This is a genomic window from Salinibacterium sp. NG22 (assembly GCF_015864925.1).
Lineage (GTDB): Bacteria > Actinomycetota > Actinomycetes > Actinomycetales > Microbacteriaceae > Rhodoglobus.
The window spans coordinates 446,305-460,721 of the sequence record NZ_JADYWG010000001.1 but is presented as its reverse complement, the minus strand read 5'-3'; the positions used below and the strand labels follow the sequence as shown (position 1 = coordinate 460,721).

The window sequence follows — 14,417 nt, the reverse complement described above, 5'->3', positions numbered from 1 at the left end:
CGGCGCGCACGGAGCCGCGAAAATCTAGCGGGAAGCATCGTTCGGATCGGTTAGGCGATTGCCGCTTCGTTCGCCGGGGCAGCCGTCGCCGGGCGACCCCGTTTGGGCTTGGTGAGGTTCAGGGGAAACGCTTCAACGAGGCCACGTGATTGGGCGGTCGTCAGTGCCGCCTCAACGTGGTCAAGCCAGCGCAATTCGGCCTGGGCGTGGGCGAAGAGTGAATCGGTGACGAGTTGCTCAGCAAATTGGCTGGCATCTAAAGCGTCTTCCCGTACCTCAACGGTGAGGGAGAGAGCGTCGATGGCGCCCCGTGTTGCCTGACGCTGGTGCTCGATCACGGTGTGCGCGTCAACGCCGGGCAGTGTGACGGCGATAGCGAGTTTGATGGCGAGTTCATCGCGACTGACGGAGTAGCTGTCGACGGGGCTGTTGAGCCAGTGCTCGGCTTCGGCCTTCCCCGCGTCCGTAATCGTGTAGTAGGTCTGTTGCGTAGCATCAGGTCCCGCGTCAACGGGTGCGCTTGTCTTCGTCACGAGGCCATCCCGCACGAGTCGGTCGAGCGTGTTGTAAATCTGCCCAACGTTGAGCGGCCAAGTTGATCCGGTTCGCCGGTCGAATTCGGAACGCAACTGATAGCCGTAGCAGGGGCCCTGCGCCAAGATTGAGAGCAAACTGTGGCGGATTGACATGCCAGACCTTCCGGGTAAGTCGATACTGAGTATGTAGTAATTGACCATAGCGACGGGGTGGATGCTCGGCCGCTACTGCCCGGTGTGTCGGTTTCTTCGAGCCGAGGTAGTGCCGCCATTGTGGTGTCGGGGCCGATATTTCAGGATGGATTAACGGAGCCCAACACGGCGGATTTCCTGACAGAACGTCCACGCCCGCGTCGTATGCGCTGGATGAACTGGACTCTTCGCCGCGGATTTCGTGCAGACCGACTTGTAGCCCCATACTCATCTGCGTGAGTGATGCCCCCGTAGCCGCCGCAGCGGCCCAGCCTGTTCCTGAGTCGATCAACGATCGCGAATTCATCTTGACCTCGTCATCGGGAAGCGCCGTCTCTACGACTTCTCCTACGCGATTCCGCTATCACCAAGACGGCCAGATGGTCTGGGGTGAGTACTACGGAGACACCGTCGCTCTCGGGCGCTTCGTCGGTCGTCGCGATGGCGATGTTGTGTCGATTCGCTTTGCTCACCGCCTGGCCGCAAGCGACGAAGTCGTACTCGGAATGGCCTCAAGCACGATCCGTTGGAACGCCGACGGCAAGCTTGAGCTGTTCGAAGAATTCGAGAAAAATGGCGAAGCTCAGGTCAGCATTTGCGTCGAGGCAGATCGCCGTGGCGCGTGGCCAGAGCTTGACCCTGCTCAGCGCAGCAGTCCTCAGCTTGACGGCACCACCTTCATCCTCGAAGAGTCGACGGCGAGTACTGTCAGCGCCGAGCCAACCCAGTTCGAGTTCGACGAGAACTCCGGCGTTGTCTGGGGTTTCTACTTCGGTGACACCGTGACGGCTGGTCGGTGCGTCGGTCGATACCGCGACGGTGTGCTCGATGAGTTCTTCGTTCACCACGTCATCGCGAGCGACGCGACCCTGCTGGGCGACAGCAGCACGAGTCTCGGATCACGTGCCGATGGTCGCCTTGAGCTCGTCGAGGAGTTCGTGCTCGATGGCGTGCCCGGCAAGAGCGTGTGCGTTCAGGTCGTCTAGCGCGCTAGTTGTTGAGCCCCGCGCGGTTGGGGTCTGCCCGCGTAAAGCGGGTGAGGCCCAGCTGTGCCGGCTCTTGCGGCCGCTCGGGCAGGTCCGAGGGCAGCAGGTAGGGCCGTTGGAAGACCTCATCGAGTACCAGCACGGTCTCGAGTGACTTCACTTCGGGGAGCACGGAGAGAACTCCCACGATGAAGTCGTGAATCGCGCCGACCTCGTGTCCGCGAATCAACAGCATTGCGTCGTGTTCGCCCGTCGTGATGCGGCAGGACTCGATTTCGGTCATGTTGGTGATGCGGTCGCGAAAGCTCGCCCAGGTTTGCGGATGCACCGAGAGAAACACGAGCGCGCAGATGCCGAGCCCCGCTTTAGCGGGATCAATTTGGGCGCTGAAGCCGGTAATGACGCCGTCTGACATCAGCTGTTCAACGCGCGTGTACACATTGGCGCGGGAGACATTTACCTTCTCTGCGAGAGCCGACATTGATATTCGTCCGTTATAGCGGAGTTCACTCAATATCTTCAGGTTGATCTCGTCCAATTCCGACGGAGATTGTCCAGTGGTGGGTGAGCCGTTAGTGCCTTTACTGGACATATTGTGTGAAATCTCCCTCATGTTTAACTCATGGTCTGAATGATTGCGCCTTTGATTGGACAGACTAGCGGGAATTGTGCCAATCTCAAGCACAGCCGTCCAGAGGCTGTTCTATAACCACCAAGGAGTTCCCTTTGCGCACTAAGTTCCGCTACGTAGCGGCCGCATTCGGGCTAACTGCATCACTGGCACTCGCCGGTTGCGCTGCAGCAGCACCCGAAGCAAGCGACAGCATCGTTATTGACACCGCTTTCACGCTCGAGACCAGCGACCCTGGTCGCAACTACGTGCCCACCGGGTACATGGTGTCGAAGGCTCTCTACGAGACTCTCCTCGACTTCGCCGGCTCCGACGAGTCGACGCCCGTTGATGGCCTCGCCTCCTATGAGTCGAACGAAGACGCAACAGTCTTCACCTTCACGCTCAATGATGGTCGCGTCTTCTCCGACGGTTCAGCAATCACTGCTGACGACGTTGTCTTCTCGCTCAACCGCGTCGCCGGTATGACCGAGAGCAAGGCGAACTTCTTGATGAACGGCATCACCGTCACCAAGATCGACGACATGACCGTCGAGCTCAGCACGGAGACCCCGTCGCTCAAGCTCCCCGCCCTCATGACTAACCCGTCGCTCGCCATCCTGAACTCCGCTCTCGTTATTGAAAACGGCGGAACGACCGATGATTCGGATGCTGCTGAAGCATTCTTGAACGAGACGTCGGCTGGTTCCGGCCCGTACATCCTCGACACGGTCAACTTCGAGTCGCAGGTAGTGCTCACCGAGAACGAGAACTACAACGGTGATGAAGACATCGACTTCACTCGCGTTGTCATCCGTAACGTCTCTGAGGCTGCAACCCAGAAGATCAACCTTGAGGGCGATGACTCGCAGGTAGCCGTTGACCTCAGCGGTGACCAGGTCGCCAGCTTGAGCGATGGCATCAACGTGTTCTCGACTCCGTCGGCACAGACCATCTTCTTGCTGATCAACCAGAGCGAAGAAGTGGGTGGAGTTACCTCCAACCCCGACTTCGCTAACGCCGTTCGCTACGCCCTCGACTACCCGGCTCTCCTTGAGCTTGCTGGTGCAGGTTCCGAGCAGGCAACTGGCGTAATCCCGCCGTCGTTCCTCGGCGCGCTGGAGAGCGGTGTTGAGCAGGACCTCGATGCTGCAGCAGCATCGCTCGACGCATCCGGCTACGACGGTGAGAGCATCACCCTCGAGTACCCGAACGACTACCCGGTTGGTGGCGTGAGCTTCACCCCGCTCGCTGAGCGTATTCAGTCGCAGCTTGCGGATGCTGGAATCACCATCGAGCTCGCTCCGGCACCGTTCACGACTCAGATCGACAGCTACGTCAACGGAACCGAAGCTTTCAGCATCTGGTTCTGGGGCCCTGACTACGCCGACTCGGCCAACTTCCTGCCGTTCTCGGCCGGACAGAAGGTCGGACTGCGCGCTGGTTGGACTGCCGAGCAGGACAGCGACGTGGTGAACCTCGCTGCAGCAGCAGAGAACGCCACGAACTTCGACGAGCGCGAGACTGCCTTCAGCAACTTCGCTGAAGCGCTGCAGCAGCGTGGCCCGTTCGTTCCGTTGATCGTTCCTGGCTCGAACATTGCGACCGCCTCGTACATTGATGGAGTTGCCTACAACTCCACATGGACGATGGACATCGCTGAACTGCAAGCTAAGTAGAAAGAATCTCTAGCGTGGGAAATACACCCCGCGCGACTCGCAGGTACTCGGCCAGATCACCTCTGGTCGGGTACCTGCTTCGTCGCCTCGGAACCTCAGTCCTGCTCCTCTTCGGAGTCACTATCGTCACGTTCGCTCTCGCGAACCTTGTGCCGGGTGACCCCATTGCGGCAGCGCTCGGTGAAGGGGCGGCGAGCAACCCCGCCACTGTTGAGGCTTATATCAAGGAGCGCGGGCTTGATCAGCCGCTTCCTGTTCAGTACGCCAACTACATTGGCGGACTGTTCCAAGGCGACATGGGTATTTCGTTGCGTACGACCCAGCCTGTGGCCGACGACCTGGCTAAGGCCGTTCCTGCCACTGTGGAGATCGCACTGCTGGCCATCATCGTGAGCCTCGGCATCGGCGTTGCTCTCGGTTCGCTCGCTGCCTACCGCCGCGGCAAAATCAGCGACCAACTTGTTCGCGTCTTTTCGTTGATCGGCCTCAGCATCCCTACATTCTGGATGGCGCTGGTCAGCTTCAACTTCTTCTTCCTCCAGTTGCGCATCGCGCCTGGTTCGGGGCGGCTCTCGCCGGCGCTGGCACCGCCGCCCACAGTGACAGGTTTCTACACGGCCGACGCTCTGCTGGCCGGCCAGTGGGTCACGTTCACTGACGCGCTTGCTCACCTCATGCTTCCGGTCTTCGTGTTGTCGCTCTTCACGATCGGTCTTCTCACGCGCTTCGTGCGAACCTCCGTTCTCGAAGTGCTGGATGCCGACTATGTTCGTGCCGGCCGCGCCAAGGGGCTCAGCGGCTCGCGCTTGCTCTTCGGCTACGTGTTGCGCGGTGCATCGCTGCCTATTCTCACTATCGTCGGTCTCGCCTTCGGAACGCTCCTGTCGGGCACGGTGCTCGTTGAGGCAGTGTTCGCGTGGCCTGGCCTCGGCAGCTACGCCTATAACTCGGCAACGAGCCTCGACCTGCCCGGTGTCATGGGTGTCGGTCTCGTCGTCGGCGTTGTCTACCTGTCCATCAACTTCGCCGTCGACCTGCTTTACGGTGTACTCGACCCGAGGGTGAGGCTCGCATGAGAACGCGTTGGCTAAAGATTCCTGCCGCGTGGATCACTCCGCTCGGTGTCATTGGCGCTGTAATCGCCATCACGTGGGTGGGCATTGCCTTCACTGCCCGGTTGTGGGTTCCGTTTGATCCGCTGTCGCAAGATTTGCCTCGACTGCAGGCTCCCGGTATCGACACCCTCATGGGCACGGATGCGCTCGGTCGCGACATCTTCTCGCGCCTGATGACCGGTGCCAGCGTCACTATCCCGCTTGCGCTCATGCTTGTGCTCATGTCGCTCGCGGTCGGAACCCTCATCGGCGCGATCGCCGGTTACTTCGGCAAGTGGGTCGACGAGTTGCTGATGCGCCTGACGGACCTCGTGATGGCGTTTCCCACGGTCATCCTTGCGATGGTCGTTGCAGCAGCCCTTGGCCCGTCGCTCTTCAATGCGGTGATCGCAGCTTTTGTTGTCTCGTGGCCGCAATATGCGCGAATGACACGGAGCATTGTGTTGGGGCTTCGAACCCAGAACTACGTCATGGCCGGGCGCCTTATGGGCTTCTCACCATTCAAAACCTTGCGCGTCGACATCGCCCCCAACGTGGTTGGTCCGATTCTTGTTCTCGCGAGCCTCGATGTGGGAACGGCAATCCTGTTGCTCTCCGGCCTCTCGTTCTTGGGTCTCGGCGCTCAGCCACCAACGGCCGAGTGGGGCTCAATGATTTCCGCGGCCATCCAGAACTTCGATAGCTGGTGGATCGGGTTGTTCCCGGGTCTCGCCATTCTCACTGTGGTGATGGCCTTCAACTTCGTGGGCGACTCGCTGCGTGACATTTTCGATCCCACCTCCCAGGTATCGCGAGCGGGGGCACGGTCATGAGCGACATCACAACACCTCAGACTGCGGATGCCGCAGCGGCAGTCACTGCGCCGGTGCTCACGGTCGACGGCCTCACCATCGGCATCGGCTCCCGTAAGAACCTGAAGTCCATCGTTAAAGGCATCAGCCTCGCACTCACCCCCGGACGCATTCAGGGTCTCGCGGGGGAGTCGGGCTCGGGCAAGACGGTCACGTCGCTCGCGATGTTGGGCTTGTTGCCGAGCAATGCGGTTGTTGGCGGGTCTATTCGATTGAACGACACCGAGCTCGTCGGGATGACTCATCGTCAGCTGAACGAGATTCGTGGTCGCCGCATCGCGATGATCTTCCAGGACCCTTCGTCGAGCTTGCACCCGCAGCTCACGGTTGGCGTGCAGCTGACCGACCATGTGACTCGTCACCTCAAGCTGTCGAAGAAGCAGGCTCGCGCACACGCTATCGAGTTGCTCGAGCGCGTTCGGGTGCCGAACCCTGCGGAAGCCCTCGCCCGCTATCCTCACCAGTTCTCGGGTGGACAGCGTCAGAGGATCGCAATCGCGATTGCGCTGGCCTGCGACCCGATCGTGCTGTTGGCCGACGAACCTACAACGGCGCTCGACGTGACCGTTCAGGCGGGCATCCTGCATTTGCTTCGTGACTTGGCCGATGAGCGTCAACTCGCGGTGCTGTTGGTGACCCACGACTTGGGTGTCATGAGTGCCATCGCCGACGACATCGCGGTGATGCGTCACGGCGAGATTGTGGAGTCGAATGTGCGAAGCGAAATCTTCGTGAACCCGCAGCACGCGTACACGCGCGAGCTGCTTGCGTCACTTCCCGGTGCTGCTGGCTTCGAGGGGGCAAGCGAATGAGTGAATTACTTGAGGTTTCAGACCTCGTTATCGAGTACCACGGCGCGACCGTAGTGCGTGCTGTCGACGAAGTGTCGCTCACGATTGCTCCCGGCGAAGTGCTGGCACTCGTGGGGGAGAGCGGTTGCGGCAAATCGAGTCTCGCACGCGCTGTCGTAGGCATGGAAAGGCCTCGTGCTGGCGCGGTGACCTACCGTGGTGCCGAGGTTCCTTTGCTTGGAGTGCGTCGTCGTCGTGCGCAGTTCACCTCGATCCAGATGGTCTTTCAAGATCCGAACTCGTCGCTTAACCCGCGTGTTCGCGTCGGTCAGCAGATTTCTGAGGGCATCCGCGCCGCCGTTGAACGCGGCGATGAAGGCTCGCAGCCCGAAGAGTGGCTCGAACGCGTCGGACTTCCCACCGAGATGGTGTCGCGCTACGCTCACGAACTGTCGGGTGGTCAGCGTCAGCGCGTTGCTATCGCACGTGCTTTGGCTGCGCGCCCTGATCTCTTGGTCGCCGACGAGCCGATTTCTGCTCTGGATGCGTCGAGTCAGGCATCCGTCGCTGACATGATGCGCAAGCTCGCGCTCGATGCCGGCGCTGGGTTGCTCTTCATTTCTCACGACCTCGCGATCGTGCGGCTCATTGCCGACCGCACCGTCGTGATGTATCGCGGAAAGATTGTCGAATCTGGCGTTTCGGATCTCATCTGGAATGACCCAGTGCACCCGTACACGCGAGCGCTCATCTCGGCGATCCCGGAACCGGATGGCACCGGCACGTTGCCTGCCGCTCCGGCTGCAGAGGCTCCAGAAGAGTGGCGGATGACGCTTCCTGAGGCCCTCAACCGCGCCTGATCCGCGGCTGCCCGTGCTTTCGCGCGGCCCCGTTCGCGTCCAAATCCCGTAAATGTAACTACATGCTTGTGTTTTGGCGGATTCTTCGGGGATAATGTCCCCAAGCGGTTCGCCGCACAATTTAACAGCCATGTGCCGTCACAGGCACCGTTCGTGGGTCGATGGGGAAGTCGCATCCAACGGAACGGAGATATCGTGACTGCACAAAACGCTCGCGGAGTGCTCTATGTGCACTCTGCTCCTCGCGCGCTCTGCCCACACATTGAGTGGGCGGCTGGTCGCGCTCTTGAACGTGCCGTGAACTTTAACTGGGACGATCAACCCGTGCTCAGGGGTTCTCAGCGCGCTGAGTTCTACTGGGAGGGCCCCCAGGGCTCTGGCGCCACGCTCGCTTCGGCATTGCGCGGGTGGGAGCACCTCCGGTTCGAGGTCACCGAAGATCCCAGCCCAGGTTCCGACGGCGGCCGCTGGATGCACACTCCCGACCTTGGCATTTTCTTCGCGCAGACCGACAGCGTTGGCAACATGGTGATCCCCGAGGATCGTCTCCGTTACGCCATGGAGGCTGCGGGCTCCGATGCCTTCGAGCTGCACCGGGAACTCCGTCTCGCTCTCGGGCAGGCATGGGATGACGAACTTGAGTCGTTCCGTCACGCCAGTCAAGATTCTGCAGTTGTGTGGCTTCATAAGGTCGGTTGACGATGATTTCCGAACGTACGACTGTCTCTGAGGTAGTGGCTGACACACGGATTCCGCTCATCGAATGGCGCGACTGCGTGGACGTCGTGCTCGACTCTGTCGACTCGACGTTCGATGGCGAGTGCACTCTGCACGACGGGTGCCGTTCAATCCTTTAGAACTGGTCGCTGCATCCATCTGCACCTGTGTGTGACTGATGGTTCGCTGCGAGCGTGCCGTTCAGGTCGCGCCCAGCAGACTCACGGCGTAGCGTTGAGGTGTGGCCGGAAGTATTCGGGCACGGTTGCCACAACGGACCGTCCCCGGGTCCTCGGACCTTGTTCTTCCGGCTGAAACTATTTCAGGATTTGGAAGGAACATCATGTCTCGTTTTGACGGAAAAGTAGTTCTCATCAGCGGTGGTGCCCGCGGAATGGGCGAGTCCCACAGCCGCGCCATCGTCGCGGAGGGTGGCAAGGTTGTCATCACTGACGTTTTGGATGCTGAGGGTCAGACTCTCGCAGACGAACTCGGCGAGAGTGCCGTTTACGCCCACCTCGATGTCACGAACGAAGAGGAGTGGCTTGCAGCAGTGAAGCTGGCTGTCGACACCTTTGGTGGCCTCAACGTTCTGATCAACAACGCGGGTATCGCTAACTTCGGCACCCTCGACACCTATACCGCTAAGGACTGGTCGCTGATCATCGGGATCAACCTCACCGGCGCCTTCCTCGGCATCAAGTCGGCGGCGCCGGAACTGGTCAAGAACGAGACCTCCTCGATCGTGAATATCTCGTCGACGGCCGGAATGCAGGGCTTCGCCGCCCTCCACGGTTACACTGCCTCCAAGTTTGGCCTTCGCGGTTTGACGAAATCAGTCGCGATGGAACTCGGCCACCAAGGTGTGCGGGTCAACTCGGTCCACCCGGGAAACATCCGGACTCCAATGACCGACGGCTTGGAGATCGACGACTCAAGCACACCGATCCCTCGTCTCGGAGAGCCAGAAGAAGTCACCAAGATGGTTCTCTTCCTGGCCAGCGACGACGCCAGTTACTCCACCGGCTCTGAGTTCATCATTGACGGTGGTGTTCTCGCCGGAGACGGTGCAGTCAACTAGCTCACGAACCTCACGGAGTGTGCGCACCCACTGACGACGCTCAACGAGAAATCGCCCGCCCGATCAATGATCGGGCGGGCGATTCTTCGTTAAGGCTCAATTCCCTAGAGCGGCCGAGCTGGCTCCGTGGCTAGACCGAGCGGAATGCGGCGACAGCGTTGTGTCCGCCGAAGCCGAACGAGTTGCTGATGGCCAACTGCGGGCCGGCGCCGAGGTCGCGAGGCGACGTGACGACATCCAGCGGGATCGCCGGGTCCTGGTTGGTGAGGTTGATCGTCGGGGGCGCTGTGCGGTGGTGGAGCGCGAGAACCGTGAAGATCGCCTCGAGTGCCCCTGTGCCGCCCAGAAGGTGGCCTGTGGCGCCCTTCGTGGCCGAGACGGGAATGTTGGGCAGGTGATCGCCGAAGATGCGCAGGAGCGCCTTGTACTCGGCAATGTCGCCGACGGGCGTGCTCGTGGCGTGAGCGTTGATGTGGGTAACGTCTTCTGGCGTTGCTCCGGCGGCGTCGAGGGCGTCGCGCACGGCGCGTGCTGCGGCGGTTCCCTCGGGGTCGGGAGCGGTGATGTGGAACGAGTCGCTCGTTACAGCGCCACCGGCGAGCTCAGCGTAAATGCGAGCGCCACGGGCGAGAGCGTGCTCCTCAGTCTCGAGAACGAGCGTCGCCGCTCCTTCGCCGAGAACGAAACCATCGCGGGAGACGTCGTAGGGGCGTGAGGCGGTAGCCGGGTCGTCATTGCGCTTCGAGAGCGCTTGCATCGACGCGAAGGCGGCGATCGGCAGAGGATGCACGACAGCTTCAGTTCCACCAGCAATGACGACATCTGCGAGTCCGGCCTGCAGGTGCGCGTAGGCGTTGGCGAGGGCCTCGGTGCTGGAAGCACAGGCGGAAACGTCAGTGCGCGCGTAGGCACGTGAGGGGATAGCCATGCTGATCGCGGCCGCAGCAGCGTTCGGCATGAGCATGGGGATAGTCATGGGCAGAACGCGACGCGGGCCCTTTTCACGCAGGGTGTCCCAGGCGTCAAGAAGGGTCCAGAGTCCGCCGATTCCGGTGGAATAGTCGACACCGATACGCTCAGGGTCGACGTCAGGTGAGCCGGCATCCGCCCAGGCTTCACGAGCCGAGATGAGGGCGAACTGGCTGGAAGGATCGAGTCGCTTGTACTCGACGCGCTCCAAAACCTCTTCTGGGCGCACTTTTGCCTGCGCCGCAAACGTTACGGGGAGAGAATACTTTTCAACCCAGTCCTGCTCGAGAGAGCGGGCTCCGGATTCGCCAGCGAGAAGGGCGTTCCACGACTCGGTCGCGGTTCCGCCGATGGGCGTGGTGGCACCGATACCGGTGACAACGATCTTTTTGGTCATTTCACGTTCCTTTTGAGTGCATGGCTCAGAAAGCCCACCAACGGCAGACTCCTGGAGTGCTGCGCGGAGGCCAACCGCAGTGAGTGCGGTTGGCCGTCCACGTCGAGCGGGTGTTACGCCTGAGCGTTGGTGATGAAGCTCACTGCGTCACCGACGGTCTTGAGGTTCTTTACCTCTTCGTCGGGGATCTTGACGTCGAACTTCTCTTCTGCGTTGACAACGATCGTCATCATCGAGATGGAGTCGATGTCGAGGTCATCGGTGAACGACTTGCCCATTTCAACGGTGTCGGTCGCAATGCCGGTCTCGTCGTTGATGAGCTCAGCCAATCCGGCCATAACTTCTTCAGTGGACAGTGCCATGTTTTTCTCCTTGGGATGTAAATTGACCGTTAGCCAGTGTAGGCCAGCAGCAGTGATTCTGAGGGGTACTACGGCAGAACGATTACTTGCGCGCCGAAGACGAGCCCGGCACCGAAACCGATTTGAAGGGCGAGGCCGCCACTCAATTCGGGGTTCTCTTCGAGCAGACGGTGAGTCGCGAGCGGAATCGATGCCGCAGACGAGTTGCCCATGTCGGCAACATCGCGAGCAATCACGACAGACTCGGGCAGCTTCAGCTGCTTTGCGAACTCGTCGATGATGCGCATGTTGGCCTGGTGGGGGATGAACGCAGCGAGGTCGTCTGCGGTGATCCCCGCGACATCCAGTGCTTCCTTCGCTACCTTTGCCATGTCCCAGACAGCCCAACGGAAGACTGTCTGACCCTCTTGACGGAGCGTCGGCCACGCGGCTTCGCCTTCGCGGAAGTCGACGAGCGTCGCGTTCATCTTGATCGCGTCAGCCTTCGAGCCGTCTGAGCCCCAGACCGGAGCCGAGATGCCGGGGGTGTCGCTCGGGCCGATAACAACAGCACCGGCGCCATCAGCCAGAAGGAACGAAATGCTGCGGTCGGTGGGATCGACAATGTCTGAGAGCTTCTCGGCGCCGATCACGAGGGCGTATTTTGCTGCGCCCGCGCGGATCAAAGCATCAGCCTGCGTGACCGCGTAGCTGAAGCCAGCGCAGGCAGCGTTCACGTCGTACGCCGCGGCAGGGTTGGCTCCCACACGATCGGCGACAACAGCGGACATCGACGGCGTCTGCAGAACGTTGCTGATCGTCGCGATGATGACAAGGTCGATCTCCGACGGGTTAACGCCAGACTTCTCAATCGCTTCGCGAGCGGCATCCGTGGCGAGATCGACCGCGAGGATGCCCGCTGACGCGCGACGGCGGGTGATCATGCCCGTGCGCTGCTGGATCCACTCATCGCTCGAGTCGATCGCTTCAACGAGCTGATTGTTGTCCACAATCAGGTCGCCGCGGGCGGCGCCATAACTGTAAATCTTGGTGAACTGTGACCCGGCGGACTGGGTGAGGGTGGGTGCGGTCATGCGTTGGCCTCCATCAGGTCAAATGCTGCGGATAAATCATCAGGTGTCTTCACAGCGACGGCCGGGATGCCCCGGAGTCCGCGTTTTGCGAGGCCAACAAGAGCGCCAGCGGGCGCAAGTTCAATAATTCCGGTGACTCCGGCATCCGCCAGGGAATTCATCGTGAGATCCCATCGAACCGGCGATGACACCTGACCAACGAGGAGATCGACGAAGTGTGAGCCGCTCTCGATGAGCGAACCGTCACGGTTGGTGTAGATCGGTAACGTCGGATCGTTTGCAGTGAGTCCCGCGGCAAACGTCTCGAGGTGAGCGACGGCCGGCTGCATGTAGCGAGTGTGGAACGCGCCGGCGACCTGAAGCGGAATAACCCGCGTGCCCTTGAGCGGTTCTTCGGACAGTTTCGCGAGAGCATCGAGGGCGCCGGCAACAACAATCTGTCCACCGCCGTTGAAGTTGGCTGGTTGAAGCCCCAGCTCGGCAAGGCGTTCGAGCAGTGCCTCTTCGTCTCCGCCGATGACGGCAGACATACCCGTGGATTCGAGGGCGGCGGCGGAAGCCATTGCCGAGCCACGCTCGACGACGAAGCGCATCGCGTCGCTTTCGGAGAGGATTCCGGATGCCGCAGCGGCGGTGATTTCTCCGACCGAATGTCCAGCGACAGCACCGATGTGCTTGCGGCGGTCGCCCGCTGTCAGCGCGCTCAACGCGAGTAGGCCAGCGGCAACGATGAGCGGCTGAGCCACTGCGGTGTCACGGATGGTGTCGGCATCCGACGTGGTTCCGTGGGCAATCAGATCGATGCCGGCGGCGTCAGAGATCGCGCCGAGCTGGTCGCGCAGAGAGGAATCTTCGAGCCATGGCTCAAGAAACGCGGGGGTCTGGGAGCCCTGTCCGGGCGCTACTACAACAATCACTTAGCTAGTCTGCCAATCTTTCGTCGGAATCGCTTGGATAACCCCACCAAAGCTTGGAGGGATCGTTGTGTGAAATCGCCAAAAGCGAGGGTGTTAGCGGGCGCGGCCCGGCTCGGGGTCAGAAATTGAGCCCACGATAAGAGCCGCCTGCAAAATCAACGCTTCGCGCGCGCCAGTGGCATCCCAGCCAATGACCTCGCTGACCCGCTTCAAGCGATAGCGCACCGTGTTCGGGTGCACAAAGAGCTCACGAGCAGTCGCTTCAAGAGAGCGCCCATTATCGAGATAGCACCACAGTGTGGTGAGCAGATCGGTCGAGTGTGCCTGAAGTGGCTTGTAGATCTTGTTGATGAGGGTCGAGCGTGCCAACGGATCACCGGCGAACGCACGCTCCGGCAGCAGGTCGTTGGCGAGCGTCGGTCGAGGAGCATTGCGCCAGGACCGAGCTACCGCAAAGCCGGCAAGAGCAGCTTTTGCGCTCTTGGAAGCATCGACCAAGCTCGGCACTTCTGGCCCGAGCACAAGGTGGCCGCTCCCGAATCCCGGCTCGAGCTGTTCGGCGATCGTAATGAACGGCAGGGGCTCAGCATCTTCCGCTTTTTCAGAACGGGGAGCCGCACGACCAATTACGAGCACGAGACGACTGCCTTGCACGCCAATGAGAACATCAGCATCAAGATGACGAGCTGTTCGCCGAAGCTGATCGACGTCGAGCTGGCGGGGGGAGGTGCCGACGAGTACACACACCTCGCCGTGACCATTCCACCCCAGGGCGGCGATACGACTCGGGAGTTCGTTGTCATACTCGCCGCTCAGGATCGAGTCGACAACGAGTGCCTCGAGTCGGGCATCCCACAGTCCGCGAGCTTCCGCAGCGCGGGCGTACACATCTGCCGAAGCAAACGCGATTTCGCGGGAGTACAACAGGATCGCTTCCCGCAATACGTCGTCATCCGCTTTGACACGCGCCTCAACTACTTCAACAGCGATGCGGATGAGTTGAAGCGTTTGCTGGAGCGAAACGGAACGTAGTAGCTCGCGAGGGGCAGCACCAAACACATCCGCCGCAATCCACGGCGTCGTCGTGGGGTCTTCAAACCAGCTAATAAAACTCGTGATGCCGGCCTGAGCAACTAAACCGACAGCGGAACGCCGCCCTGGTGGCATTTCGCTATACCAGGGCAGCGTGTCCTCAAGTCGCTTCAGCGTTGCTGTCGAAAGTTCGCCCGTGATGACTCGCAACCAGGCGAGCGTCTGCGCCTTAGTTTTCTGTACCGGGGG

15 protein-coding genes are annotated in these 14,417 nt (G+C 60.8%); 8 read left to right on the top strand and 7 right to left on the bottom strand.

Features of this window, described 5'->3' with window-relative positions:
* Positions 1–50: 50 nt before the first annotated feature.
* Positions 51–689 (bottom strand): PadR family transcriptional regulator, encoded by a 639-nt coding sequence (locus tag I6E81_RS02225; protein WP_197105785.1) that lies wholly within the window; start codon positions 687–689, stop codon positions 51–53.
* Between the two features lie 275 nt (positions 690–964).
* Between I6E81_RS02225 and I6E81_RS02220 the strand changes: the two genes are divergently transcribed.
* Positions 965–1,714 carry a hypothetical protein gene (locus I6E81_RS02220; RefSeq protein ID WP_307784082.1) on the top strand — a complete coding sequence of 250 codons (750 nt, stop codon included), beginning with the start codon at positions 965–967 and terminating at the stop codon, positions 1,712–1,714.
* 4 nt (positions 1,715–1,718) lie between these two features.
* Here the strand turns inward: I6E81_RS02220 and I6E81_RS02215 are convergent, their stop codons facing one another.
* Positions 1,719–2,306 carry an Lrp/AsnC family transcriptional regulator gene (locus I6E81_RS02215; RefSeq protein ID WP_197105784.1) on the bottom strand — a complete coding sequence of 196 codons (588 nt, stop codon included), beginning with the start codon at positions 2,304–2,306 and terminating at the stop codon, positions 1,719–1,721.
* Between the two features lie 134 nt (positions 2,307–2,440).
* On the opposite strand from I6E81_RS02215, the gene I6E81_RS02210 reads away from it, so the two are divergent.
* The 7 genes from I6E81_RS02210 (at position 2,441) to I6E81_RS02180 (ending at position 9,418) form a co-directional block, all read left to right on the top strand.
* Positions 2,441–4,003: an ABC transporter substrate-binding protein gene (locus tag I6E81_RS02210; RefSeq protein ID WP_197105783.1), complete on the top strand. Its 1,563-nt coding sequence runs from the start codon at positions 2,441–2,443 to the stop codon at positions 4,001–4,003.
* 14 nt (positions 4,004–4,017) lie between these two features.
* The gene (locus I6E81_RS02205) at positions 4,018–5,079 is read left to right on the top strand and encodes an ABC transporter permease (RefSeq protein WP_197105782.1); all 1,062 of its coding nucleotides are present in this window, start codon (positions 4,018–4,020) and stop codon (positions 5,077–5,079) included.
* Positions 5,076–5,930 carry an ABC transporter permease gene (locus I6E81_RS02200; RefSeq protein WP_197105781.1) on the top strand — a complete coding sequence of 285 codons (855 nt, stop codon included), beginning with the start codon at positions 5,076–5,078 and terminating at the stop codon, positions 5,928–5,930. The genes I6E81_RS02205 and I6E81_RS02200 overlap by 4 nt, the downstream gene beginning before the upstream one ends.
* The gene (locus I6E81_RS02195; protein ID WP_197105780.1) at positions 5,927–6,781 is read left to right on the top strand and encodes an ABC transporter ATP-binding protein; all 855 of its coding nucleotides are present in this window, start codon (positions 5,927–5,929) and stop codon (positions 6,779–6,781) included. Before I6E81_RS02200 ends, I6E81_RS02195 begins: the two co-directional genes overlap by 4 nt.
* On the top strand, positions 6,778–7,620 hold the full coding sequence (locus I6E81_RS02190) for an ABC transporter ATP-binding protein (protein ID WP_197105779.1): 843 nt from the start codon (positions 6,778–6,780) through the stop codon (positions 7,618–7,620). The genes I6E81_RS02195 and I6E81_RS02190 overlap by 4 nt, the downstream gene beginning before the upstream one ends.
* 195 nt (positions 7,621–7,815) lie before the next feature.
* Positions 7,816–8,319 (top strand): DUF3145 domain-containing protein, encoded by a 504-nt coding sequence (locus I6E81_RS02185; protein WP_197105778.1) that lies wholly within the window; start codon positions 7,816–7,818, stop codon positions 8,317–8,319.
* 361 nt (positions 8,320–8,680) lie between these two features.
* Positions 8,681–9,418, top strand: a complete 738-nt coding sequence (locus I6E81_RS02180) for an SDR family oxidoreductase (protein WP_197105777.1) — start codon at positions 8,681–8,683, stop codon at positions 9,416–9,418.
* A 130-nt stretch (positions 9,419–9,548) separates the two neighbouring features.
* Here the strand turns inward: I6E81_RS02180 and I6E81_RS02175 are convergent, their stop codons facing one another.
* From I6E81_RS02175 to I6E81_RS02155, 5 genes are all read right to left on the bottom strand, one after another.
* Positions 9,549–10,784, bottom strand: a complete 1,236-nt coding sequence (locus I6E81_RS02175) for a beta-ketoacyl synthase (RefSeq protein ID WP_197105776.1) — start codon at positions 10,782–10,784, stop codon at positions 9,549–9,551.
* 113 nt (positions 10,785–10,897) lie between these two features.
* A complete protein-coding gene (locus I6E81_RS02170) occupies positions 10,898–11,146 on the bottom strand; it encodes an acyl carrier protein (RefSeq protein WP_010202791.1) in 249 nt (82 codons plus the stop codon).
* Positions 11,147–11,214: 68 nt separating this feature from the next.
* Positions 11,215–12,219, bottom strand: a complete 1,005-nt coding sequence (locus I6E81_RS02165) for a beta-ketoacyl-ACP synthase III (RefSeq protein ID WP_197105775.1) — start codon at positions 12,217–12,219, stop codon at positions 11,215–11,217.
* Positions 12,216–13,136, bottom strand: a complete 921-nt coding sequence (locus tag I6E81_RS02160; protein WP_197105774.1) for an ACP S-malonyltransferase — start codon at positions 13,134–13,136, stop codon at positions 12,216–12,218. The genes I6E81_RS02165 and I6E81_RS02160 overlap by 4 nt, the downstream gene beginning before the upstream one ends.
* Before the next feature lie 93 nt (positions 13,137–13,229).
* Positions 13,230–14,378, bottom strand: coding sequence for a CdaR family transcriptional regulator (locus I6E81_RS02155; RefSeq protein ID WP_231599685.1), 1,149 nt, complete (start codon positions 14,376–14,378; stop codon positions 13,230–13,232).
* Positions 14,379–14,417 lie beyond the last annotated feature (39 nt).

What these genes read in the sequence shown, in the direction of transcription:
- I6E81_RS02165 (WP_197105775.1), bottom strand. Translation starts at nt 12,219, where the DNA reads ATGACCGCACCCACCCTCACCCAGTCCGCCGGGTCACAGTTCACCAAG.
- I6E81_RS02175 (WP_197105776.1), bottom strand. Translation starts at nt 10,784, where the DNA reads ATGACCAAAAAGATCGTTGTCACCGGTATCGGTGCCACCACGCCCATC.
- I6E81_RS02180 (WP_197105777.1), top strand. Translation starts at nt 8,681, where the DNA reads ATGTCTCGTTTTGACGGAAAAGTAGTTCTCATCAGCGGTGGTGCCCGC.
- I6E81_RS02225 (WP_197105785.1), bottom strand. Translation starts at nt 689, where the DNA reads ATGTCAATCCGCCACAGTTTGCTCTCAATCTTGGCGCAGGGCCCCTGC.
- I6E81_RS02195 (WP_197105780.1), top strand. Translation starts at nt 5,927, where the DNA reads ATGAGCGACATCACAACACCTCAGACTGCGGATGCCGCAGCGGCAGTC.
- I6E81_RS02200 (WP_197105781.1), top strand. Translation starts at nt 5,076, where the DNA reads ATGAGAACGCGTTGGCTAAAGATTCCTGCCGCGTGGATCACTCCGCTC.
- I6E81_RS02215 (WP_197105784.1), bottom strand. Translation starts at nt 2,306, where the DNA reads ATGTCCAGTAAAGGCACTAACGGCTCACCCACCACTGGACAATCTCCG.
- I6E81_RS02170 (WP_010202791.1), bottom strand. Translation starts at nt 11,146, where the DNA reads ATGGCACTGTCCACTGAAGAAGTTATGGCCGGATTGGCTGAGCTCATC.
- I6E81_RS02190 (WP_197105779.1), top strand. Translation starts at nt 6,778, where the DNA reads ATGAGTGAATTACTTGAGGTTTCAGACCTCGTTATCGAGTACCACGGC.